Origin of the sequence: Celerinatantimonas marina, assembly GCF_046054165.1 — a bacterium.
Taxonomy (GTDB): domain Bacteria; phylum Pseudomonadota; class Gammaproteobacteria; order Enterobacterales; family Celerinatantimonadaceae; genus Celerinatantimonas.
In genome coordinates this window covers 46,723-71,623 of record NZ_JBFNXK010000001.1, presented here as the reverse complement: position 1 = coordinate 71,623, position 24,901 = coordinate 46,723, and the positions used below count along the sequence as shown (strand labels likewise).

The 24,901-nt window shown below is 43.1% G+C and carries 22 protein-coding genes; 11 read left to right on the top strand and 11 right to left on the bottom strand.

Features of this window, described 5'->3' with window-relative positions; translation table 11 throughout:
• Positions 1-165: 165 nt before the first annotated feature.
• Both ABUE20_RS00310 and ABUE20_RS00305 read right to left on the bottom strand, forming a co-directional pair.
• Positions 166-879, bottom strand: coding sequence for a helix-turn-helix domain-containing protein (locus ABUE20_RS00310; RefSeq protein WP_408617800.1), 714 nt, complete (start codon positions 877-879; stop codon positions 166-168).
• 170 nt (positions 880-1,049) lie between these two features.
• Positions 1,050-1,979 (bottom strand): LysR family transcriptional regulator, encoded by a 930-nt coding sequence (locus ABUE20_RS00305; RefSeq protein WP_408617799.1) that lies wholly within the window; start codon positions 1,977-1,979, stop codon positions 1,050-1,052.
• A 173-nt stretch (positions 1,980-2,152) separates the two neighbouring features.
• Between ABUE20_RS00305 and ABUE20_RS00300 the strand changes: the two genes are divergently transcribed.
• Positions 2,153-3,352 (top strand): MFS transporter, encoded by a 1,200-nt coding sequence (locus ABUE20_RS00300; protein WP_408617798.1) that lies wholly within the window; start codon positions 2,153-2,155, stop codon positions 3,350-3,352.
• Between the two features lie 158 nt (positions 3,353-3,510).
• On the opposite strand, the gene nqrM is transcribed toward ABUE20_RS00300, so the two are convergent.
• The 4 genes from nqrM to ABUE20_RS00280 all read right to left on the bottom strand — a co-directional run bounded on the left by nqrM (position 3,511) and on the right by ABUE20_RS00280 (position 6,830).
• Positions 3,511-3,720: a (Na+)-NQR maturation NqrM gene (nqrM, locus tag ABUE20_RS00295; RefSeq protein WP_408617797.1), complete on the bottom strand. Its 210-nt coding sequence runs from the start codon at positions 3,718-3,720 to the stop codon at positions 3,511-3,513.
• A 269-nt stretch (positions 3,721-3,989) separates the two neighbouring features.
• Complete coding sequence (locus tag ABUE20_RS00290) at positions 3,990-5,630, bottom strand: phosphoethanolamine transferase (RefSeq protein WP_408617796.1); 1,641 nt, start codon at positions 5,628-5,630, stop codon at positions 3,990-3,992.
• A gap of 313 nt (positions 5,631-5,943) precedes the next feature.
• A complete protein-coding gene (locus ABUE20_RS00285) occupies positions 5,944-6,441 on the bottom strand; it encodes a DUF4865 family protein (RefSeq protein WP_408617795.1) in 498 nt (165 codons plus the stop codon).
• A complete protein-coding gene (locus ABUE20_RS00280; RefSeq protein WP_408617794.1) occupies positions 6,438-6,830 on the bottom strand; it encodes a tautomerase family protein in 393 nt (130 codons plus the stop codon). Before ABUE20_RS00280 ends, ABUE20_RS00285 begins: the two co-directional genes overlap by 4 nt.
• Before the next feature lie 123 nt (positions 6,831-6,953).
• Between ABUE20_RS00280 and ABUE20_RS00275 the strand changes: the two genes are divergently transcribed.
• On the top strand, positions 6,954-7,847 hold the full coding sequence (locus ABUE20_RS00275) for a LysR substrate-binding domain-containing protein (RefSeq protein ID WP_408617793.1): 894 nt from the start codon (positions 6,954-6,956) through the stop codon (positions 7,845-7,847).
• Between the two features lie 57 nt (positions 7,848-7,904).
• Here ABUE20_RS00275 and ABUE20_RS00270 read toward each other — a convergent pair whose 3' ends face one another.
• The gene (locus tag ABUE20_RS00270) at positions 7,905-8,201 is read right to left on the bottom strand and encodes a Dabb family protein (protein WP_408617792.1); all 297 of its coding nucleotides are present in this window, start codon (positions 8,199-8,201) and stop codon (positions 7,905-7,907) included.
• Between the two features lie 1,154 nt (positions 8,202-9,355).
• On the opposite strand from ABUE20_RS00270, the gene ABUE20_RS00265 reads away from it, so the two are divergent.
• Both ABUE20_RS00265 and ABUE20_RS00260 read left to right on the top strand, forming a co-directional pair.
• Positions 9,356-10,483 carry an efflux RND transporter periplasmic adaptor subunit gene (locus tag ABUE20_RS00265; protein ID WP_408617791.1) on the top strand — a complete coding sequence of 376 codons (1,128 nt, stop codon included), beginning with the start codon at positions 9,356-9,358 and terminating at the stop codon, positions 10,481-10,483.
• Between the two features lie 267 nt (positions 10,484-10,750).
• Positions 10,751-11,602 (top strand): aldo/keto reductase, encoded by an 852-nt coding sequence (locus ABUE20_RS00260; RefSeq protein ID WP_408617790.1) that lies wholly within the window; start codon positions 10,751-10,753, stop codon positions 11,600-11,602.
• A gap of 93 nt (positions 11,603-11,695) precedes the next feature.
• Here ABUE20_RS00260 and ABUE20_RS00255 read toward each other — a convergent pair whose 3' ends face one another.
• Positions 11,696-13,030, bottom strand: coding sequence for an amidohydrolase family protein (locus ABUE20_RS00255; protein WP_408617789.1), 1,335 nt, complete (start codon positions 13,028-13,030; stop codon positions 11,696-11,698).
• Positions 13,031-13,049: 19 nt separating this feature from the next.
• A complete protein-coding gene (locus ABUE20_RS00250; protein WP_408617788.1) occupies positions 13,050-14,417 on the bottom strand; it encodes a purine-cytosine permease family protein in 1,368 nt (455 codons plus the stop codon).
• Between the two features lie 169 nt (positions 14,418-14,586).
• Here ABUE20_RS00250 and ABUE20_RS00245 point away from each other — a divergent pair, with 169 nt between their 5' ends.
• Positions 14,587-15,345: a TrmB family transcriptional regulator gene (locus ABUE20_RS00245; RefSeq protein WP_408617787.1), complete on the top strand. Its 759-nt coding sequence runs from the start codon at positions 14,587-14,589 to the stop codon at positions 15,343-15,345.
• Between the two features lie 157 nt (positions 15,346-15,502).
• On the opposite strand, the gene ABUE20_RS00240 is transcribed toward ABUE20_RS00245, so the two are convergent.
• Positions 15,503-16,060 carry a CD3072 family TudS-related putative desulfidase gene (locus tag ABUE20_RS00240; protein WP_408617786.1) on the bottom strand — a complete coding sequence of 186 codons (558 nt, stop codon included), beginning with the start codon at positions 16,058-16,060 and terminating at the stop codon, positions 15,503-15,505.
• Positions 16,061-16,179: 119 nt separating this feature from the next.
• Positions 16,180-17,166, bottom strand: a complete 987-nt coding sequence (locus ABUE20_RS00235) for a LacI family DNA-binding transcriptional regulator (RefSeq protein ID WP_408617785.1) — start codon at positions 17,164-17,166, stop codon at positions 16,180-16,182.
• Between the two features lie 246 nt (positions 17,167-17,412).
• Between ABUE20_RS00235 and ABUE20_RS00230 the strand changes: the two genes are divergently transcribed.
• The 6 genes from ABUE20_RS00230 (at position 17,413) to glyA (ending at position 24,857) form a co-directional block, all read left to right on the top strand.
• Positions 17,413-18,543 (top strand): Gfo/Idh/MocA family protein, encoded by a 1,131-nt coding sequence (locus ABUE20_RS00230; RefSeq protein ID WP_408617784.1) that lies wholly within the window; start codon positions 17,413-17,415, stop codon positions 18,541-18,543.
• A gap of 82 nt (positions 18,544-18,625) precedes the next feature.
• Positions 18,626-19,885 carry an MFS transporter gene (locus tag ABUE20_RS00225; RefSeq protein ID WP_408617783.1) on the top strand — a complete coding sequence of 420 codons (1,260 nt, stop codon included), beginning with the start codon at positions 18,626-18,628 and terminating at the stop codon, positions 19,883-19,885.
• A 38-nt stretch (positions 19,886-19,923) separates the two neighbouring features.
• Positions 19,924-20,985 carry a sugar phosphate isomerase/epimerase family protein gene (locus ABUE20_RS00220; protein ID WP_408617782.1) on the top strand — a complete coding sequence of 354 codons (1,062 nt, stop codon included), beginning with the start codon at positions 19,924-19,926 and terminating at the stop codon, positions 20,983-20,985.
• Positions 20,986-21,002: 17 nt separating this feature from the next.
• Positions 21,003-21,896, top strand: coding sequence for a sugar phosphate isomerase/epimerase family protein (locus ABUE20_RS00215; protein WP_408617781.1), 894 nt, complete (start codon positions 21,003-21,005; stop codon positions 21,894-21,896).
• Positions 21,897-22,290: 394 nt separating this feature from the next.
• Positions 22,291-23,052, top strand: coding sequence for a GNAT family N-acetyltransferase (locus tag ABUE20_RS00210; RefSeq protein ID WP_408617780.1), 762 nt, complete (start codon positions 22,291-22,293; stop codon positions 23,050-23,052).
• Between the two features lie 539 nt (positions 23,053-23,591).
• Positions 23,592-24,857: a serine hydroxymethyltransferase gene (glyA, locus tag ABUE20_RS00205; protein ID WP_408617779.1), complete on the top strand. Its 1,266-nt coding sequence runs from the start codon at positions 23,592-23,594 to the stop codon at positions 24,855-24,857.
• The last annotated feature ends 44 nt before the right edge of the window (positions 24,858-24,901 follow it).

The following is a 24,901-nucleotide window of genomic DNA, read 5'->3' as shown; positions in this document are numbered from 1 at the left end:
CCTATTCCATAATGACATATCTCGAGTAATCTCTGTGGCAGATTATGATTTATCCGTAACTAATTTGAGTTATTTCATGCTGTACAGATGACATATGTTTAAAACATAAGAGGTTGGTTTTGAATTTACAGATAATGAATGATAGTTCGGTATATATATATAGAATTAATGTCTAAATTTTGATGGGGCAAGTCCAAAATAGGTTGAAAATCGCCGACTGAATGCGGTGATATCAGTATAACCTACTATTTCACTGATGGCTTGAATTGAATAGTCCGTATGAACTAAGAGAGCTTCCGCTTTTTCCATCCTGGATTTGGTAATGTATTCAGTAACCGTGAGTTTTGTTTGTTCTTTAAATAATTTTTTAAATTGAGTTTGACTTAAACATGCAATGTCTGCTAACAATGGATTGGATAGGTGCTGCGATAGATTTATATCAATATAATTCATGACATTTCTAATTCGACGATCAAATTGTCTTAGCGTACGCTGATCACTTAATAGGTAATAAAAGGTATCGTAGATTAATTTTTCAATATGCCCATTGACCTGATATTTAAGCTGCTGTTCAATAAAGTTTAAATAATATAATAGCGGGGGGGTTATAGAAAAAACAATCGTTGCGGTATGGGCGATTTGATCGGGAAGTTCTTTTAGATCAGCGATGACAAATTTGGCATTGCTCTCGGCAGAATAATAATGCATTTCCCCTGTTTTTACGACGACACACTCTCCGACGCGAACCTTTCCGGAAAATGTATCGACAGCTATTTCAATGGTCCCTTTTACCGGAAGGATTAGCTGATGATAGGGATGACGATGACCATTGGTTTTCAGACTATATGAACGTATTGAAATCCCTTCAATTTTTTGCATTCGCTAGCTCTCGATACCAGGTATAGATAAGAATACTGATGATTCTATCATTTTTGATCAAAATAACTATAGAGCAGAAGATTTGAATACTTTAATTTTACTCTGGATTTTATAAGTATCGCTTGGCTTCTCTAGGCTATGAAAGATGTTCGTTGTCCGAATGATAGCGCTTAGGACCCAAGTGTTTTTGATTCCGTGAGCGATTGTGCAATGGCCAAGTGATTGGTTTTAGCTGCTTCTTCTAAAACAAAATCGCGAAAGGTCTGATTCGCCCGGGAGAGATAGCTATCTTTGCGCCAGGCGAGGCTTACGTCTACTTCAAAGGGTTCCGCAAATTGACGGGTGATAATTTCATCGTCATTTTGAATGGCCACCTGCCACATCGGGGAGATCGCATAACCCCGTCGAATGACTGTCTTTATCAGAGGTAATAGATTGCTGGTAAAGGCGATTTTGGGTTTAATCTGCTCTTGACGGCTAATTTTGTCCAGCAGTAGGTGATGGTAATAGCCTCGGCGAAACAGAGCTAGATCATGTGATAAAAAATCAGCATATTCGATGGTTTCTTTTTCTGCTAATGGATGATCAATGGCCATACAAACCACCATTTTCTCCCGGAGCAATGGCCCACTATTTAACTCGCTTGTGACATCTTTGGTTGCGACGACACCTAATTCAATTTCGCCATCTAAAAGTAAGCGCAGGATATTTCGAGTTCCGGTATCTAGTATGTTTAGATCGATGTTTGGATATCGATGGCGAAAGGCCATTAATAATGGAGGAAGGTAATACGATCCGAGCATACTGGGTACAGCAATATCCACATGTCCTTGGTTGAGCCCTTCAAGGGATTCCATTGCCAGTTTGGCATCACGGGCCTGATTTAAAATTTGTCGGGCATGCGGGAGAAATTCAAGACCCGCCTGGGTAAGTTCGATGCCGCGATCTCGACGATTAAACAATGGCATTTTTAAATCATATTCTAATTTTTTAATGCTACTGCTGATAGCTGGTTGAGCTAGATTGAGAGTCCGAGCCGCACCAGAAATTGATCCTTGTTCAACGACCGATACAAAATGTCGTAGTTGTCTTAGTTCCATTTGGCTAGCCCTTAATCCTTACTTTGGATGAATGTCAATGGCTGATTATGGGGTATAAATTTTAATTATGGTCACGATAAATACAACATATTTTATTTATTAATACTCGCGATCTACTCTACACGTATCGATGATTAGGTTTTTTATTATTTATAAGTTTGCAGTAGAGCACAGTGAAAACATTACCCCATTATACTCGTTTCGTTATATGCGTTTGTCTTTTCTCCGTTATCACGTTCGCCAATATTTATTGGTTACAGCCGTTGTTACCGGTACTTCAACAGGATTTTCAGATTAGTTCTCTGGCCGCTAATTTTGCGATGTCTGCACCGCTGCTCGGAATGGGATTAGGATTAGTGATTTTTGCCAGTTGGTCTGATGCGATCGGGCGTTGCCCTATTCTGCTGGGGGGAACTGCGGTCGGTGTTTTTGTTTCGGCATTGCTGCCACTTGTTGATTCTTACTCCGTATTTTTAACGTTACGTTTTTTTCAAGGAATGTTTTTATCTGTTTGTCCGGCATTGGCGGTTCCACTTCTTGGGGATGAGTTACGTAAAAGTTGGTTGGCTGGAGCGGTGGGTCTATATATTGCTTCAAATACTTTGGGTGGGTTGTGTAGTCGTTTACTCGGTGGCATTAGTGCAGAATATTTCGGTGGATGGGCTAATGGTGGTTTGATCTTAGCCGGAATTAGCCTGATTTTATTTGGTATTGTTTACTATTTGCTGCCGCAACAGCGTCATTTTAAACCCGTTCCGTTGCGTCTTGATCGCTCTTTTAAAGCATTTGGCGAACATCTGAAGCGGCCCCAGTTGTTACTGATTTATATTCTAATTTGTTTGGCATTCGGCACCTTTGTGAATTTATCCAATTACCTGATGTTGGTATTAGGTGATGCGCCTTATCATCTCCCAAGTGATTTGCGTAGCTTGATGTTTTTGACAATGTTGGGCGGAACCACGAGTTCTTCATTAGCGGGTAAATTTGCCAGAAAACACAGTCAGATCAGCGGGATTGTGCTAGGGATCGGGATCATGCTGGGGGCAAATTTATTCATGTGTTGGTCTAACATTTATTCTCTGGTCATTGGAATGGTGTTGGTTGCATTTGGTTTTTTCTTTTGTCATGCCAATGCGAACACGCTGATTGGGCGTACCGTCACTGGCAATAAAGGCAGTGCTCAGGCTTTATATAGTCTGTTTTATTACTCAGGAGCTAGTTTAGGGGTCTTTTTCCTTGAACCTTTTTATCAAGAGTTTGGGTGGCAGGGAATACTAGACGGTACTCGAATTGCCCTAGGATTATGTCTAGTTTGCGTTGTGATTTATTGTTGGCTTGCCACTTTAAATCATGATCACTCTCATGCATTGTAATTTGAATAGTAAATGAATGAGCCATATAGCATCTCGGATTTCTGATCATGACGAAGAAAAGCGGCATATCTGAAACCCGAGTCCCTCGGTAGTTCTATTTTGAAAACCCAGCATCGATAGCCTTGATGCCAATCCGGGAAAGCTATGATTTAAACTGGTTATTCCTCTGTCTGTGATGAGCCCGGTTCTTGTAACTGATAAAGTTTTGCATGCTCTTCACAGGGCGTTTTACACCCACATGATTGTTTGATCCCGATACTAGAGAGGCCTCCGCAGCTTCCCTGAATGGGTTTACGGTGAGCCATCACACCAAGAGACATGAGTAGAATACACACCAAGAAAATTATAAATGTCAGTATATAAATCATGAGCTGTCCTTATATTCAGCATTTATCACTATAATCACTCATTGTAGCATATGCTATTTATAAGACGATGGTTTTCATAGCGAAAAATAGGCGTAAAGGCTACAGCGTCTAGGGATGATGCGAGCTAGTTTTATTCTTATCTCCCTGAATAATTTTAACTGCACCTGAATGGTATTCGGTTATGTGTGATCCCACGCGTCAAAAATGACACGCGGATTTTATGATGCGACTATTTACTTCTGTTTGTTCTTAACCCCCCAACGAGGGCATTAAGATTTCCGGCAACTTGCGAAAATATCTTGTTGAGGACGGTAGACAGAAGTTTGAACATCCATCAAGCCCAGAATGGAGTCAAATATATTATCCTGACTCCAACCGCTATGATGGGCTTCCTGTTTTAGACAGTCCAACTGGATATGTTTTTGAGCCATGAGGCCATTAGATAGCCAAATCATCAGCGGAACCCGGCGTTGTTCAATGGGGGCAAACTGATAAGGTGTTCCATGTAGGAACATTCCGTTCTCGCCTAATGATTCTCCGTGATCAGAAATATAGATTAAGGCCACATTGTATTGCTCTTCGAGCGATTGCAATGTATCGATCGTCTGTTTTAAAACGTAATCGGTATAGCGAATGGTATTATCGTAGGTATTAATGATTTGCTGTACGGTGCAGTTTTCAATATCTGCACGATCACAATTAGGGGCAAAATACGCCATAGTCTTAGGATAGCGCTGGAAATAAGTAGGGCCGTGACTTCCTATAAAATGGAGCACCACAACTCGGTTGCCATGCATGGCATTGATCTGTTGTTTCAGATTTTCAATCAGAGCCATATCTTGGCAGGTATGCCCATCACATAATGGGGAATCCTGAGATGCATCGATAATTTGTTCTTTAATTGCATGAGCCACATGCTTATCTCCGCCATCGTTTTCTCGCCAGAGCACATCAACATTGGCTCGGTTTAAAATATCCAACGCATTATCCTGTTGGTCTGCATGATCACGATTAAAATGTTCGCGGTTCATTCTAGAAAACATGCAGGGGACAGAAATAGCGGTTGAGGTTCCACAACTGGCTACATCTCTGAAATTGATCATATTTTTAAGTGACTGCGTATAGGGAGTCGTTTCCCGATCATAACCATTAAATGGGTAATTTTGAGCACGGGCTGTTTCGCCGACGACAAAAATTAAAACAGTTGGCTTTTGAGTTGCTTGAGCAAGAGATTGTGGTGTTTGATGCGCATCCATGCCAAGTTTTGTGTAAGGAATGGGATCTGACCAGTATTCATCCCGAAGATAGCGATAGGTATTATGTAAAAATGCAGTCGGAACAATCCGTTTCTCTAAAAACTTATTATTGCGGACGACCGATGCGTAATCCTGATAAAAGAAGTGAGCGATGAGGAAAATGACCCCACCGGATACCACAATATAGATCACTTTTTTGAGCAGAAAGCGTATAACGGATTCTGATTTGATGGTGATCATCGATAAAGCGACGGCAGGTAAAACACCGGAAATCAGGATCCAAAAAAATAAAAATCCACTAAAGTAAGAGCTTGCTTCACTGCTATTAGTTTCAAATAAATTACGGATCATAGTTTTATCAAACATGATGCCGTAATTAAATTCAGCATAACTGAGCAAGCTGGACATGAGAACCAGAATAACGAAGAGTGGTTTAGTGATGTAGGGCCAGCTGATCACATTGAACAGGATGTTAAGTGCTAGAGTAAAAAAGATAGGGATCGAAATGACGAAACCGATGCTAAACGCATCTAATTTAGACAATATTTTATAAAGATCTGAATAAACCGGAATATTCAGGACAACTGCAAAGAAAATCGCTAGCAATAAAGTGATATTAGCGTTAGTTAATTTAAACCGAGATATGTAGTTCATTCGATACCCGTGTGACTGCCTGACCTGAACCGCATCTGCTCAAAATGATTGCTCAGGACTGATTATTAATACTTAAGTCTTTATGCATATGGAAAGTTGTTAACACCGCCATATAAGGCCGTTGAAGATCGCTACTGGATCAGGGTGTTAACAGACTCCGCACGGGTGGGACGATATCAGTCAATGCTTAAGATATACTGAAGGAAAAACTTGGATTTAATCATCATTACTCATCTATGGGATGGTTTTTATACTGGGGTATACTTGAGTTAACCACAATATTTATTGTGATTAACTCTTTATTAGACCAACGTCAACCTTGGGCGATATAACCAATCCGATAATGTTGTTGGTTGGCTTTGAGATGTTGCTGACTTTCGTCGGCAGTTAGTCGCAGTGTGCGCCAGGTATGATAGTCATGTGCCGTACAAAGAGGGGACTCAATTGAAGCTGGTTCATCAGCCGCTTCGATGCATCGAGTGATCACAGGGCATTGTGACAGTTGCTCCAGTGAGGCCTGAGTCGGGATCCAAATATCAATCGCTGGGCGACCAAACTGCTGACACAGCGCTTTAAAACCATCACAGGCTAAAAATTGGTTCATACCGGCACTTTCATACCAAAGGTAAAATGGCGCGTAGAGATTATGCGATGAGCGGCATTCCGGGTCATCGGCTCTGGCATAGAGATAGAGCTTTAAAGCCAGATGAGCAAAGCCATCTAACTTTGCACCTTGCAGGCGTATTCGATCTTCAATACGCTGCATTTCATAATCGGCCGGTAAGGTAAAACTATATTGCATTGCAATCATTGATTGTCCTCCAGAGTAAATAATTGACCATTTGCAAAAGACCAGTCACAGGGGCGGTTATATTGGATCGTGACCATGACATCTGCGCCATTAATTCCCATTTGTTCTGTGAGTTGGGTCACGAGGGCACTAACCCAGCGTTGCTGCTGGTGGTGACTCCGGGGTTTGCCCGCGAGCACCTGAAATAAAATGAAGTTGTCAGTGCGCCCCGGACTTAAATAACGCGGATGAATCACGCGGTTTTCGGATGCTATAGGCTCAAACAGTTGAAAACAGTCGGCTTCAGGAACATTGAATTCGGCAACTAGTGTTTGCTGTAGTATTTGAGAAATCTGTTGGCAATGCGTCTGCTGATAAACTTCTCCGATGGTGATACGTGTTAATGGCATGGTTCACTCCTCAAACGGCGTTGTGTCCGCTAAATATTTCAATGACACTATCTTGCATTATCTGATACATTCAAAAAATCAAAATGTTTTAAACTATTTGTCCTGAAATTATGGATTATTACTATGCGAGAACATCAACACCTTGATTTGGATGCACTTCGCTGTTTTGTCCTCGGGATTGAGCTAGGCAGTTTTGCACTGGCCGCTCAACGGTTGCATCGTTCAACTTCGGCTGCCAGTGCACAACTGAAAAAGTTGGAGCAGATGAGTTCAGAACCCTTGGTACAAAAGCAGGGGCGGAATCTGCAACCGACAGCAGCGGGTGAAAAGCTTTTAAGTTATGCCCGGCGGTTGTTGGCACTCAATGATGAGGCGGTCAGTGCATTGAGCACACCGCAACAGGGGGAGGAAATACTCCGGTTTGGAATGCAGGAAGATTTCAGTGAGATGTTGCTGCCGAGTATTTTAGCGCAATTTGCCAGAGCCCATCCCAACGTTCAGCTTTCAGTTCATGTCGCTCGTAATCGGGAATTATTTCAGGCAATTGAGCAGGCAAAGCTTGATTTTTCATTAAGCTGGGTCAGTGCACAAACGCCTGCCTATAGTGATATGTTAGCGCAGTTGCCGTTGTGTTGGATCACGCCGGCTGATTTGGCTTTGCAAGCTGTATTATTACGTTGTCAGCCGCTGCCGTTGGTGATGTTTGAAGCGCCTTGCCTGATGCGACAAATTGCAACGCAAGCTTTGGATCAGGCGGGGATCAAATGGCGTATTGTGTTTGAGAGTTCTAATTTAAGTAGTATCTGGAAGGCGGTATCCGAAGGATTAGGAATAACGCTGCGTTCGTCATTTGCATTACCAGCATCGGTAACGAGCTGTCAGTCCCCGTTACCTGAATTACCCCATATTGGGATTCGGCTGGATCGGGCTCATGAATCTGCCTCTATTTTACAACAGCAATTCAGAGAGTTTTTGCTACAACAACTCAGCCCTTATCTGCATATGGTTGAACAATAAAAATATATCCAGCCAGTGCACATGTGCTTGGCTGGATTAGCGGGGCTCAAGTCGTGTTTAGAGATCCGTTTGCGTCATCACCATATGCTCAACATCTAAAAATGGTGTGATGGCTTCGCCAATGGCAAGATGATGTTCATTCTGCATATAGGCGTGCCAATCCGCTTCAGTATTAAATTCAGCCATTAACACAAAACCGGGACGTTCATTGGATAGACCCTTGCTTTTTTCAACTGAAAAGGAAGGGATACCCGGAATATGCGCTTGGAGGGAACGAAGTTGTGTGACAACGTCGTCGAATTGTTCTGGGGTACAGGTTGCTGCGATAGGGCAGATTACAAAATGTCTTAACATCTGGAAGATCCTAGGCTAGGGATAAGAGAACTTATTTTCCACTTAAGGCGTTTGATAGCAATCAGAAATTTTAGGCTCAGATATGGCATTGATAGATGGGGGGATGTTCACGAGCGATTAGGCCACTGAGTATCCCTATTTGGGAGCGCTTTGGAGGAGCTATCGCAAGGGGTATTTTAGGTTTTTAGTAAGTGAATGCTAAAATGGGAATAACGTGATCCATTGTGATAAATCATGATATTACCGAATGGAGTTACTTCAACATATATGTGCATTAGATTTTCTAGGGTAATTGATAAATATAAATAATAGGTGTTTTTATTTTATTTGAATATAATATACTCCATATGAATGGTGAATAATTCTCTGCCTGAAATTGTAGTCATAACAATTGTTTTTCATCAGTGTAAAAATAGTAATTCAATTCATTAATATATCTAATATAACCTGTACCTATCTTCATATAGCGCAATTCTAATAGATTGAGCCATTATGATTATGACAGCGCAGAAACGTTTTTTAATTTTAATTATTAAATATCAATTGGTTAGGTTGTTTTATGGTTTTGAGTTATTTTTAAATTTAAAATGAATTCTTTTATATATTAACGATCATTGCTAGTTCTTATCGTTGTATTTATGTTTGTCACGAATGGTTTTGTATTAATTTTATGCGGCTATTTATACGGATTAATCTATGTAGATACCCATATTTAAATATATGTAACCGCATAAATAAAATAGCCGATATAGAAATATGTTATTAATTAATAAATGATAGTAATGTATTTGTTAATGAAGTTGATATATATCGAAGTCTTTTTATTTAAATTATTTTTATGATTAGGTCTTGATGATGGCTTTTATGGGGCAGAGAACGCTTAGTGTCATACGCTAAAAACAAATAGTTGTTCTACGATCACTCGCGGGTGTCTAAATAAGTGTTCCTAATACGAGGTCACAGAGGCCATTTCCAACATCGACACGCATCATTCCCTCCATGGGGCTCCACTGCGGCATCTCTGACGTGGTGGGTCGACTTATCGGAATGCCTCTATTGCTGGGTGGAGCCGCATGATAAATAGCTATTTAGCGTGGAGAGATCATTGAGATGTTGGGTCATCATGTCGTTCGGTAATAAGCAATGGAGAAAAAATGCTAAATCGAGTTATTTTTATGCTCGTATTGAGTGCTGTTTTGACTGGTTGTGGTGGAAATCATGAACAATCCACCCATGCTCGGGTCTCGGATGAACAGCGGGTCGATGTTATTGCCGCTCAATCAATCCCATATCAACGTCAATTTTCGTATACGACTCAGTTACGCTCTTCGTCGTCTATCGATCTAAAACCCCGAATCAGCGGTATTGTTCAGTCGATTCTGGTTCATGATGGTGACCCGGTGCGGCGAGGGGATCTTTTGATTCTCTTAGATGCAAAACCTTTTCGAGCTGAAGTACAGCGTTTGAAAGTACGCTTACAATCGGCTTTGGAGGCACAAGAACAGGCGAAAAGGGAAGCCCGATATGTTAAAAAATTAGTAGCATTGAAGGTAATGTCAGTGGCTGCTGCTGAGCAGCAATTATTTAAACTTCGCCAGCGGGAAGTTGAGTTAAATAAAATTCAGTCAGAGTTGATAACGGCTCAATTTAATTTAGATAGCACTCAAATTCGAGCACCAATGGATGGTGTTGTTTCTAGTACTGATCTTATGAAGGGGTATTACGTTCAGTCGGGAATGACAACATTAATGACTTTGATGTCACCCCACCATATACAAGCCTACTTTAATATGGATGAACAGATTTGGAATTATTATTTTTCAGGAATGAAAGGGGATAGTTCTGTTCGGGTTCATTTATCAGTTGCAGGGAGCTCACGGGATTATTCGGGACGATTGAATGTGAGAAATGATCCTATTCATCTATCCAAGGGGACCCTTCAGGTTCGGGCAATTTTTGATGATGAACTTTCTGGTGTGACGCCGGGGTGTTTTCGCCGAGTGACCTTGATGGCTCCACATGTTGACAATCGAATTGTCATTCCTGAAAAATCTATAAGGGCCCGTCAGAATGAACGCTTTGTGTATCTCGTTGATGCAAATCGCAAAGTAGTTTATCGCAAGGTTATCTTGGGTGAACGTATTCATGCTGTTCGGGTGATTAAATCTGGATTAAAAGCCGGGGATACCGTGATTCTTAATGCTCCGGTGAAAGTTGAGTTGGGTCGGGTGATCGTCCCCCAATTGACTGAAACTAAAGCGTGGCTTGAGCATCAGTCATAGAACCTGTAAAGACGACTATCAGTGAGGGTCATCGAGGGCTGATTCTTGTAAAAGCCTCGAAAAAAATTTTGCTATTATAATCCATGAACCCAGCATGATTTTTTGGGATCGTGTTCATTTGCATATTATAAATAGTCATAGATGTATTCAGTTATGCTGATTAATCATCTGTATTCAATCTGTGTTTGGGTCTGTAAAATCGATCAAACGAGTCAGGGATGATGCACTGGAGCCCTCAAGATTGCTGTACTAAAAAGGAGAACACTTATGCATTTTGTTACATTGAATAATGGTATTAAGATGCCTGCCTTAGGATTTGGTGTTTATCAGATGGAGGACTTGGCTCAATGTGAGCAAGCAGTCCTTGATGCATTGAATACGGGCTATCGGTTGATCGATACTGCGGCTGCTTATAAAAATGAAACGGCTGTCGGACAGGCTATTCAAAAAAGTGCAATTCCCCGAGAGCAATTGTTTATTACAACTAAACTATGGATTCAGGATGTTTCTTATCAATCAGCTAAAGAGGCTTTCAATTGCTCTTTAGAACGTCTCGGCCTTGATTATTTAGATTTATATCTGATTCATCAGCCATTTAATGATGTACATGGAGCTTGGCGTGCAATGGAAGAGCTCTATGCCGCAGGTAAAATTAAGGCCATTGGGGTTTCTAATTTTAAACCAGATCGATTAGCTGATTTGATGGCTTTTCATAAAATTATTCCTGCTATCAATCAGATCGAGGTTAATCCATTTTGCCAGCAAATTGCGGCACATAATTATATGGATGATAAAGGGATCCAGATCGAAGGTTGGGCTCCCTTTGCCGAAGGTCGAAACCACTTATTTGAAAATAAAACCTTGGAATTAATAGGTCATAAGTATGGTAAATCGATTGCTCAAGTGATTGTGCGTTGGCATCTTGAAAAAAATATTGTGGTGATCCCTAAATCTGTGCATAAAACTCGAATTGAAGAAAATTTTAATGTCTTTGATTTCAGATTGACACCGAATGAAATGCAAGAAATTGAAGCTCTCGATACTGGGGTCAGCTGTTTCTTTGATCATGGTGATCCAGCGATGGTTGAGATGTTAACTGAAATTAAATACGAAATTTAATCATGACATGATTGGATGTCGTTAGGCTTATGGTTGGCAAATATCCGGCCAGAAACTGGCCGGATGGATCATGGGCAGTGAAAATCTAGGGGGTTATTTGTAGGCCTCTCGACGTTTCATCCAGTCATCGCCTTGATCCTGAGCCCCGAGAATAATGTCTGATTCACTTGCTTGAGTGAGTTTCCGGTGACGCATCAGAATGTTACCCTCAACCATGACGGTGTCTACATTTTCACCTTTGGCCGCAAAAATGAGGTTCCATAGGAGGTTTGTTTGTTCTGTTTCATCCCAAAAAATGGGGTGTAAGTTGGGCACAAACGTATCGACCATAATGAGATCGGCACTTTTTCCAAGTTCAAGTGATCCAATTTCACGGTCCATCCCCAGCGACTTAGCCCCATTGATGGTTGCCATTCGTAGCATCTGCGGAGCACTCATCAGAGAGGCGTCACAGTGACTGGCTTTTTGGATGAGTGAGCCGAATTTCATCTCCTGAAATAGATCTAGGCTGTTGTTATCAATCATGCCATCAGAACCGATAGATACATTGACTCCTTCGGCAAGCATTTTCGGGATCGGTGCAATACCACAGCCTAATTTCGCTGCGGATGTGGCGCAGTGGGCCAGATTGGTTCCCGTTGCTGCCATTTTTTTTATATCGTCATCATTCACCCAAACACAATGTGCTAACAGTGTTTTTTCACCCAAAATGCCCCGTTGTTCCAGCATATCAATTGTCGACATGCCAAACATTTGAATGATGGATTCTTCTTCCTCTCGTTGTTCACAGCCATGAGTATGAATACCAACTCCGTATTCACGCTGTGCGATAAGTGCGGCATCGTACATCGCTTTACTACAGTAATAGAGATTTTCTAGCCCCATCCAGACGCGAACTCGGCCATCTTGGCTCATATGATAGCGGTTCAAAAGCTGCATATTGGATTGGGTACTTTCGAAGAATGTGTAGGGTTCGATATCTGCTGCATAGGGAGCTAGATGGACCCTTAATCCAAGCTCTCCCGCAGCTTCAGCACTTCGGTCCATGAAACGGTACATGTCCATAATGGTCGTCGTTCCGTTTTTCAGACATTCCAAGTAGGTTAGTCGAGCGGCATGATAGGCATCATCCGGATTGCAAGCTTTGTGCTCCAGATCATAGATAGGCAGCCATTCGACAAGCCGCATATCTTCAGCAACTCCCCGCATCAGACTGGAGTGGTTGTGGGTATCAATAAGCCCTGGTAAAACGGCCATTGTGCCATGACCATCAATGATTTCATCTGCATCAGCAGGCAGCGCGATGGCTTCTTTGCGGCCGATAGCAGAAATTTTACCATCTTCGATGATGAGGGTGCCGTTACGGATCACGGTGTTGTTCGGATCAACTGTAAAAACAATGGCATTTGTAATAATTGTCTTTTTCAATGTGCTGTACCGTATTAGTTTAATGAGCTATTTCAATATTGGGTTGCTTATTTTGGCGAGCTTTGGATGGAAAATAATAGAGCGCAAAAGCCACGATGATGCCGACGACCCAAGCCAAATCAACCCCATCGAGTGCCTGGGCGACCGGGCCAACATAAAATGAACTGTTGATAAATGGGATCTGTACGACAATAGCGGCCAGAAAGGCAAAAATGGTAATTCCATTAAATTTTCCATAGCGACCCAGAACATCAAAAATGTCTGCAATATGGTATTGACCATGCCGCAGCATAAAAAAATCGACCAGGTTGATCGCTGTCCACGGGATCAAGAAATAGCTCATAAAGTAGATGAAATTAATGAAAAAATTAATGAAGTCACCGGCGCCGCTTAAAATACTTAAGATGATATTTAAGAGCAGAATGGCACCTAAAATCAGTACCCGGATTTTTGGGGTCACGTTTAAGGATTTAAACGGCTGAATTGACGTCACAATGGACATAAAAGCGCCATAAAAGTTGAAGACGTTAATGGCGAGTAGTCCAAATGCCAGTAACAGATACATGATCCAACTATACCCTCCGAACAGTTGCGCTAATCCCTGACCGGAGCGATCGGCAAAATGCGGGATGACCACAGCCGCCGCAGCCCCAATCAGCATCATCCAGATCCCTGAAATGGATAATCCGCCATAGGTGAACCAGAAAACCTGTTTGGGTGAGGCGTTGGCCGGTAGGTAACGGGAATAATCCGCTACATAAGGCGCCATCGCTAAAACATAGGTTGCGATAATGCCGACACCCGAGGCAAAAAGCGTCAGGTTAAATTCACTCAGATCCCAACTAGATAAGGCTATTGGCTGGAAAAACAGCACGAAGGTTGCAATACCTAAGATGATAAAAGCACTGATTGAAAGGCAATTTTGGGTCTTATGAATGAGTTTGTAGCCGTAGATTGCGATAATAATCGAGATTAATGAAAATAAGATAACGACCCAGTTGCTTGAAATTGGGACCACACTTTGTAGTGTTTGGGTCATGAGTAATGTGTTGGCGACACCGAATCCCAGATAGACGCACATGACAAAAGCCATTGGAATGATCGCACCGAATACGCCAAATTGTGCGCGACTCTGGATCATCTGCGGAATGCCTAATTGAGGGCCTTGTACTGAATGGGATGCAACAAATATTGTTCCAATGAGTGTACCGACAATAATTGCAATCAGGCTCCAGACTAAATTAAGCCCCATTGCGACCATGACGGCCCCGGTAACAATGGTTGTTAAATTTAAGTTAGCCCCGAACCAGACGGCAAATAAATCTTTTGGTTTTCCATAGCGTTGTGATTCAGGAATATAATTAATACTGTTTTGCTCGATAGCCATTGACCACCTCCATTTGATTAGCCAGAGTAATAAACAATTTATTTTTAGATATTATGTGATGTTGTGTTTTTATGGTTACCACTAAGATAGTAACCCCTGTTTATTTTTTGTCAATATCCAGATTTTACAGAAAAATAAGATGATAGAATTATTTTTTGGAGAGCGTTAAATGATTGAAAAATTTGGTTTTTCTAAGAATGAAAGCCAGGTGTATGAGACCATCTTGGTTTCTGATGAGGCACTGGATGCAGCCGCTGTGGCTAAACATTCCGGGGTTCCTAAAGCAAAGGTGTATGAGGTGATCACTAAATTGCTCGATAAGGGGATGTTGTTAGATTCAATGGTTGAGAAGAAGAAGCTTTATCGAGCTATTTCTATTGAACAGGTGGTACAAAAGTTAACGACGCAGTTTGAGTCAGATATTGAGCAATTAAAACAAACACAATGGAAAAAAGCGAAACCCGACAATCGGGTTTGGAATTTAAATACTGGAAATTCGATTCATGCGTATGGCATGACATTGTTGGATAATGCGCAGCATTCTATTCAAATATCGACTTGGAGCGATATCTTTTTTTCGTATTTGCCCATGTTAGAACACAAAGAACAGCAAGGTGTTCAGGTTGAAGCTCATGTGGTAGGCGCCGTTGAATCGAATTTGAAACAGATGAAGTTTTTTATTCCGGCTGAGAGCCAGACGAAACTCAAAAAATATCAAAATATTATTGTCGATGGGAAAGAGTTATTGTTTGCCGTAGAAAATGAGGAAGAGTCGAACTCAATTATTACACAATCGGAACAATTGATTGATGTATTTAGGGACTTCTTTTATCGGGACTTGATCCTTACTTATTTGGATGAGAATTATCATGATACTCTCTATAACGATCGGGCTTATGTCGAGTTAATCAACAACCTGAGTTATTAATTATTAGCGCATATTGAATGGGATTGCGTCCTGCTTGCTTAATCGATTAAGTATCACAGGTCGCATCATCCGCAAGTGAGTTTAATTTGTACAGTGCAACCATGAACGATCGGCCATCGCTAAGATCTGAATCGGTTGCCACATCACGTTGAATAAATTAACAATTTTCCAAGTTGAATAAAGATTCAACTTTCTGTACAGCTTGCTCCGGTTGACTGGTTTTAATTCCAAGCATGGGAATGACAATGTTTTCTTGTTGCAGTCGTGTTATCAATTGCTGCATAAATACCCCTTGCCCCGATTGTTCCTGATTTTCATCAGAGGTGGTTTCCACACCACAACTAGGGGAGCGATTTACACCGATAATACCGATAATCATGAATCCATTATTTAAATACTCGCGGATTTGATACATAAGAGAGTCAATTAAATTTGAGATCTTATTTTGGCTGTGATGGGTCAATAGCTGATGTCGGATCCGGGTATTTTCAACGATTACTTCTCGTGTGCAGCCTTGTTGATCGCCACGATCTAAACCCAGGCAGATTAATTCCGGACACGGTAATTGAATAATTCCAACGTTATATTTCATCAATACCTGAATGACATCAGAAAACGTTCCCGGGAGATCCGCTGTGCCATCTGAGATTGCGTTCTGATTTAATAGGCAATGGGAAACAAGAACTAATTTTTTACTGCGGTGATCTTCAAACATAAATGGATATCCATTATTCATTGAATATTGGCTAACAACCAATAATCCCGAAATTAAATTTAGATTTAAACGATTGATAAAATAATTTTAAATTAATTCAAATAGGCTGATATGACTCATCAGGCGGTATCCCGGATGACTAATGTATGGCTGATCGTTTTGATTTGAACATTCTCACCGTTGATCCGATGGATCAACATTTTCATAGCTTTCTGGCCGATTTCAAAAGAGGGTTGTGCGATCGTTGTGAGCGATGGTTCAAACATATTCGCAATAGGAATATCATCAAATCCAATCACGGCAATATCTTCCGGAATGCGAAGTTTGGCTCGGAAAATAGCTTTCATGACGCCGATGGCTAAGGTATCGGATACGGCAAAAATAGCCGTGGGTGGCTCATTCAACGTTAGCAAACGATGAGCGCCAAGTTCTCCTAGAGGATAGTCCAGACCGCCTACCGCCTGAATATAATCCGGACGAATCGCTATTCCAGCGCTTCGCAGCGCGTCTTCATATCCGGCGCGTCGACGTTGTGCGTAAAGATAGCTTTCATCGGAGGTGACAAAGGCAATTTTTTTATGTCCCTGAGAAATAAGATAAAGCACGGCATCTTTAGCGGCCTGATGGTGATCAATACTGACATAGGCCATCGGGGAATGCGGCACATATTCTGAACAGGCAATCCAAGGGAGCAGCGCAATATCCTGAGGGAGCGTTGATTGAGCCGTCATTGGATCGAGACTAATCACGCCACAGATTTGATGTTGTTGCAACTGCTGTAAATAACGTTGCATCGAGTCATTTGTCCCCTGAGTATTGGTGAGCATGACCGAAAAATTCTGTTCTTTCGCTGTATTTTCGATGCCGTGGACGACACCGCTATAGAAGGGGTTCTCGATGTCTGGAACGAGGATCATGACCGTTTTGGTCAGCTTGTCTTTTTCTGCAGAGTTTGAGACGGGCAGTTGATATCCCAAGGTCTGAATGGCTTGTTGAACTCGGTTACGAGTCGACGGGCGCAGCGAAGCACTACCATTTAATACTCGGGAAACAGTTGCAGTAGAAACTCCTGCTAGTTTAGCAACATCAGCTACAGATGGACGCATTTTACCTATCTAATCAATTATATGAAATACAGTTTCAGCCTAACATGCCAGCATTTTTTATCTATTAACGGTGATCAAGCAAATTTGAAAGAGAACCGACTTAATAAAAATCATTAATGTGATTTAGCTCGTAATTATAACCAAAATCTGACGGCATTTCTTTTCAATATTCTTCGCTAAGCGTACGTTAATGTAATTATAAATGTAACGTTACATTTTTTGTTACATCAAGTCGTAGGAGTAAATATGCGTAAGAACATAAATGCCGCCATTATCGGAACAGGCATGATCGCTCAGGTACATTGTCGGGCGATTAAAGCAGTGGGTGGCCGGGTATTGGGCGTTGTGGATACGAGTCCGGAGCGGGCCAAACAGATGGCCGATCACTGGCAGGTCGGTGTGTTTGAAAGTGCAGAACAGGCGCTTTCAGATCCTGAAGTCGATGTCATTCATGTTTGCACGCCCAATGCGTTTCATGCGGATTTAGCTCGAAAAGCGTTATTGGCCAATAAGCATGTGATTTGCGAAAAACCACTGGCTACGACCCTTGCCGATGCGACGGAATTAAGTGAATTAGCACGTCAGCGTGGGTTAATTGCGGCGGTGCCATTTGTGTATCGCTACCATCCGATGGTGCGAGAAGCTAAAGCATTGATTGAAGCTGGCGATCTGGGACCTTTACATTTAATTCACGGCAGTTATTTACAGGATTGGTTGCTGGGAATGTCGGATAACAATTGGCGAGTCGATCCGAAACAGGGCGGGGCATCGCGGGCCTTTGCTGATATCGGCTCACATTGGTGTGACTTGATTGAATGGCTGGCGGGTGAACGATTTGTAGAACTGATCGCGCGTTTTTCTACAGCACAAAAAGAGCGTTCGGCCGATGCGGCAGAAACCTTTAGTGAACACAGTGCCGTTGTCACCAACAAAGTCGCTGTGACTACGGAAGATATTGCTACGGTGATGTTTTCGACGCAGTCAGATATCCCGGTTTCTTTAACGATCAGTCAGGTTTCGGCAGGCCGTAAAAATCGGTTGTGGTTTGAAATCGACGGTGAACAAAAGAGCGTGGTATTTGATCAAGAACTGCCTGAACAGCTTTGGCTTAATAGCCGAGATGCTCAGACTTTATTGGTGCGGGATCCCAGCCGCGGTAGTGCGGAGCAAAAACGGTTATCTATCACACCAGCCGGGCATGCTCAAGGATTTAGCCACTGTTTTGAGGCTTTCGTGGGGGATGTCTATCAGGCCATACAGGGAGCACAGCCTATCGGATTACCGACATTTAGCGATGGTCTGCGGGCCGCTCAGATTATCGATGCTGTTTTGAAATCCAAAGAGAGCAAAACATGGATGCCGATTGAAACACTATAGGTGCAAGGTTCGGCAATAGGTTAACTCAGAGAACACGACAGGATCGCTGTCACCCTACACAACTATAAAATGGACACTAACGATGAATAGTAAACGATTAATCATTCCGCGTTTAAGTATCATGATGTTCCTTCAATTCTTTATCTGGGGGGCTTGGTATACCTCAATTGCGGTGTATATGTCAGAAGTAGGTATGGGTTCTTTGACCCATTGGCCTTTTACCGTAAACCCAATCGCGGCAGTCATTGCCCCATTTTTTGTGGGGCTGATTGCCGATAAATATTTCGCAACTCAGAAAGTTCTAGGCATTTTACATTTGGTTGGTGCGGTGATCTTATTTATTACGCCAATGACCACATCCAATCATGCTGGATTTATTGTCTTGTTATTGATTTATAACTTATGTTACATGCCTACGTTAGCACTCTCGAATTCGCTGGCTTTCCGTAATATTGCCGATCAAGAAAAACAGTTCCCGATGATCCGCGTGTGTGGCACCGTGGGCTGGATTGTCGCTGGGTTATTCATCAGTTTTGTCCTGAGTAATATGTTCCACATTGTTGCAGAAAAAACAGCGATGCCAATGTATGCAGCAGCGATAGCCAGTGTCATTCTAGGATTCTACTGCTTTAGCTTGCCGGATACCCGTCCGGATGCTGCGAACATGAAAGTGAGCTGGCGTGAGATTTCCGGGATTAGTGTGATTCGCGAATTAGCGAGCCCAGCGTTTATCATATTTATTGTCTGTTCTTTCTTGATCTGTATCCCTTTGGCCGCTTATTACAACTTTACCCAATTATTCCTTAACTTTGAGCAGGTTAAAAATATTGCCGGGATCCAAACGATTGGGCAATGTTCTGAATTCTTCTTCATGCTGATGATGCCTATTTTCTTCCGGCGCTTGGGCGTGAAATGGATGCTGTTGGTAGGTATGTTGGCATGGGTGGCTCGCTATGCATTGTTTGCGATGAGTGTGCCTGATTCGGTGATGTGGATGATTATTGCCGGGATTGCTTTACACGGTATCTGTTATGACTTCTTCTTTGTTACCGGTCAGATTTATGTAGATAAACAGTGTAATGATCAGAACCGAGGCCAAGCTCAAGGGCTGTTAGTTCTGATTACCTATGGTATCGGGATGTTGGTCGGTGCTCAGATCGCGGGTGTTCTTTATGACCGTTTGTTGGCCGGTGCGCCTTCATTGACTGCCGAAAACTGGGTCAAATTCTGGTGGATCCCTTCGATTTTCGCGCTGGTGATTGCCGTGATCTTCTTCCTTCTTTTCAAAGAGAAAAAATCAGCCGCAACACTCAATCAAACTCAAGTCTCACAATCACATTGATGTATCGGGGCTGCGGCCCCGAATAAATGGAGTCCAAAATGAATTTAATGAAAGGTCCAGCCATCTTTTTGGCGCAGTTTATTAGTGACCAGGCGCCGTTCAACAGTTTAGCCGGCATTGCCCAGTGGGCAAGTGATAAAGGCTATAAAGCCGTGCAGATCCCGACCTTAAATCCAGAGATCTTTGATCTGGAAAAAGCAGCGGAAAGCCCAGATTACTGCCAAGAGGTGATCGATACGCTAGCGGCCTATGGCGTTGAGATTAGCGAATTGTCAACGCATATCCAGGGGCAGTTAGTGGCAGTACACCCCGCTTATGATTTATTGATGGATCAATTTGCTCCGGAATCCGTCCAGGGCGATAGTCGTGCACGCAGTGAATGGGCGACGCAGCAGCTGTATTTAGCCGCACGTGCCAGTGCTAATTTAGGGTTAACAACCCACGTTAGTTTTTCCGGTTCTTTGCTTTGGCCTTATATGTATCCGTGGCCACAACGCCCCCAGAATCTGGTGGAAGATGGGGTTGCTGAGTTGGCCAGCCGATGGTTACCAATTTTAGATGAATTTGATCGCTATGGCATCGATGTCTGTTATGAGCTCCATCCGGGAGAGGATTTATTTGACGGCGCGACATTTGAACGATTCTTAGCCGCAGTTCACGATCATCCCCGGGCGAACATTCTCTATGATCCAAGCCATATGGTTCTGCAAGGGATGGATTACTTAGGGTTTATCGATCGTTACCACACCCGCATCAAAGCCTTCCATGTCAAGGATGCTGAATTTCGCCCCAGTGCTTCACAAGGCGTTTATAGCGGTTATTCCGGTTGGAAAGAGCGCGCCGGACGGTTTCGTTCTCTTGGCGATGGACAAATCGATTTTACCCAGATTTTTAGCAAGTTAACTCAATATGGCTTTGATGGTTGGGCAGTACTTGAATGGGAATGTTGTCTGAAACATCCCGAACAAGGCGCCAGCGAAGGCAGTGTATTTATTCAGAATCATTTAATTCAAACTACTGAAAAAGCATTTGATGATTTTGCGGCGGGCTCTCAAGTGGTGGACTTAAACGCAAAATTATTAGGCTTGATGAACCCCTGATATAAGGATACTCAAATATGCTGAAACTCCTCAAACAAATGATCTGGTTACCTTTATTGGTAAGTTGTCTATTTACCGTACAGGCTAATCCGAATCCATTTTTTAACCACCATAAACCGGGGGCCAGCCCGGTTACGATTGCCGTGCAAATGTTTACACTGCGTAATGTTGGAAGTTTAGATGAACAGTTGGCGATGGCACATGAAGGCGGATACAACGCTGTGGAATTAGTGGGAACACATGGTGTAGATGCACAACAGATGAATCAGTTATTGGCAAAATATCAGATTAAAGCGATCTCTGATCATGTGCAGTTGGTTGATCTGGAAAATAATTTGGATTCGGTGATCAGTTTTAACCGGGCCATCGGAAATCATGTGATCGTGATGCCTTATTTAGCACCGGAAGCTCGGCCGACGAATGCGCGGGGGTGGATGGCATTGGGACAGGAGTTAAATGGCATCGGTGCTAAATTACGGGCGGCCGGGATGACTCTGGCGTACCACAATCATAACTTCGAGATGAAAAAATATAATGGACATCTGGCGTTAGATTGGATTGCTAAAGGCGCTTCGGCCAATAATCTGAAATTTGAGTTTGATGTGGCCTGGATTTCACGTGGGGGGCAAGATCCGGCTCATTTATTAAACCGTTTTGGTAAACGTGTGATCGCTATTCATGTGAAAGATAATGCTGGAGTTGGTGTTCATAGTGATGAAGGGGACTTTGCAGTTGCCGGGCAAGGGTTACTCGCTTGGAATGAAATTATGCCAGCGGCGCAGCATGATGATATCGATCTTTATATTGTAGAGCATGATGCAGCGTTGGACCCGCTTACAATTATTACTCAGGCCCATGAATTTTTAGATAATTATTTTTCATCCGAACGTCTTTTCCCTGCTCCTCGATAACGTTATCTGCCGTTTCACTACGGGTTATAACGATGTCCGTTTCGTCTGGAAATCTAGGACTGATTTCCAGACGCTTTTTGAGTTTTGGGTATAGCCTTAATCAGATGAAGATCTTTAAGTCGGCCCTCACTACATCTTAAGATCATGGACCCGTGTTCATTGATGAGGCGCGTGGGTGCTAACCGAATCTCACTCTGAAAATTTTTTCATATCTATTCGCGATCGTGTTAACACTTGATATAGCGGTGTTATTCAGTGTCACAATCTGATCCAGATATTCTTTTCCCGCTATGCCGTTGCGGTTCTTTACGGTTGTCAGGTCGAAGGGAGTACACTGAAGTGATAAGCCGGATATGTGAGTACGACAGGCGTCAAGCCAGGAGGGCCACGAACCATGAATGATCTGATGCAGTTATATAATCAGCATGAGCGCATCCAGTTGAATTTACCTGATTTTCAAAAAATCGAATCGCCTGAAATTGTAAAGTTTGTATCTTCGCAAGGCGGGGGGAGCTTTATTAGTTATTATAATTTTCCGAAAGTAAAAGCCGAGACATTGATTGCTGAAGAGGTTCGTTTTTTTAAGCGGTTAGCCCAGCCTTTTGAATGGAAAGTCTATAGCAATGAACCCCCGGTTGGTCTTGCTGGTGAGCTCCTGCATTTTGGTTTTCGAGCGGGTACGGCAGAAACATTGATGGTCTGCGATTTGAGCAACTATTCCATCGAGCCGAAAAATGATAACCCGCATGTGGTTAATATTCGAGACTCGCAAGGTATCCGGCTCATGTTTTCGCTGTTATCACAGGTTTGGCATGTGAATTTTGAGCATCAGCAGGCTCAGCTTATTCAGGCAAAACGGACCCATCCTGAAGATGTTCAAATTTATGTGGCGTATGCCGCGCATGTCCCGGCTGCTTGTGGCTGGATAGTGTTTAATCGAGAGAGTGCATTTGCCTCGTTATGGGGAGGTACTACGCTCCCTCAATACCGTGGGCGCGGTTTATACCGGGCGATTTTGCGACAGCGTCTTCATGATGCGGCTATTCGGGGGATTCGTTATGTGGCTATTGAAGCTTCAGCAATGAGCCGACCGATAGTTGAAGATTTTGGATTTAAACCACTGTCATTTGTAACCCCTTATTTTTTCTATGCTTAATGAGTTATCTTGGTATTTATGATGCCAGTCGCAGGCGCGACGGCATAGCTATGTCTGCCCCATCATCATGATTTCGATCATGATGATGGATGCTCCTATCATTGATATACCGCCTTTAACGAGATGTCGTTAAGGCGCAACTCTACTTAATTTCTTCATATGGCCCGGTGTGATGGCGTTTCTGGAATGCATATCGTCATCAGGGCGTTCGACGTCATAGGGTTATTTTAGCCTTTTATTCGATTCGATCGGTTTGAAGATCCCGGAACGAAAGCTTCTTTAGATGGCTCATTTAATAAAAACACGAATGATCTGAATCAGATAGATACATCCACTGCGTAGCTTAAACATTAACGATGAGGCCCGAGTCAGTGCCTATTGTGATTGTTTTGAATGCTAAGAATGACTGGCGTGTCGCAAATCGACATTACCGGGGCGTTGCCAAGCATCATGGCCAGCGGCACAGCCGATACCATCATATTAAAGTCGTTTCGGTTTGCTGAGGACTGATTCGCAATCAGTTGCAACAGGAGAAGAGAATGTTTGCACAGGATGACAAGATACAAGGTTTTGATGATGAACTGTGGCATGCCATGGAGCATGAACAGACTCGCCAGCAGCAGCATATTGAGCTGATTGCTTCTGAAAATTATACCAGCCCTCGGGTGATGCAGGCACAAGGTAGTGTACTGACCAATAAATATGCCGAAGGCTATCCGGGCAAACGCTATTACGGCGGTTGCGAATATGTGGATATTGTTGAAAAACTGGCCATAGAACGCGCTTGCCAACTGTTTTCCGCTGATTACGCCAATGTCCAACCGCATTCCGGTTCGCAGGCCAACGCCGCTGTTTACATGGCGCTTTGTGAACCGGGCGACACCATCCTCGGTATGAGTTTGGCTCACGGTGGGCATTTGACCCATGGGGCTCATGTCAGCTTTTCCGGCAAAATGTACCATGCCGTGCAGTATGGCCTCAATGAGCAAACGGGGGAAATCGACTATGAACAGGTTGAAGCGCTGGCACTGGAACATCATCCCAAGATGATCGTAGCTGGTTTCTCGGCTTATTCACGTGTTGTGGATTGGGCTCGTTTTCGTCAGATCGCCGATCAAGTTGGAGCTTATCTATTCGTTGACATGGCGCATGTGGCTGGTTTGGTTGCGGCTGGACTCTATCCGAATCCGCTGCCTTGGGCCGATGTCGTCACCACCACCACGCATAAAACACTGCGTGGTCCTCGGGGCGGTTTGATCCTAGCACGTAGTAATCCTGAGTTAGAGAAAAAACTGAACTCGGCGGTTTTCCCCGGAGGTCAAGGTGGACCATTGATGCATGTGATCGCGGCGAAAGCGGTTGCCTTTAAAGAAGCACTGGATCCAGCTTTTACTGATTATCAAACGCAGGTGCTGAAAAATGCTCAGGCAATGGCTCGGGTCTTTATCGAACGCGGTTATGACGTTGTTTCCGGAGGCACCGATAACCATCTATTCCTGCTCAGCCTGATCAAGCAGGGGTTGACCGGTAAAGAAGCCGATGCCGCATTAGGGCAAGCCAACATTACTGTGAACAAAAATGCCGTTCCAAATGATCCGCAATCACCTTTTGTAACTTCCGGGTTGCGGATTGGATCACCGGTCGTCACTACGCGCGGTTTTGGCGAATATGAATGTAGCCAGTTGGCTGGCTGGATTGCCGATATCCTCGATGTGCTGGGTGAACCGACCCGACTGAAAGTGAGAATTGCTGAAGTGAAAGAGAAGGTGCTTGGTCTTTGCGCTGAACACCCGGTCTATCGTTAATGGTTTATTTTAACCCGCGCAAGCGGCTACTGTGGAGCTGATGT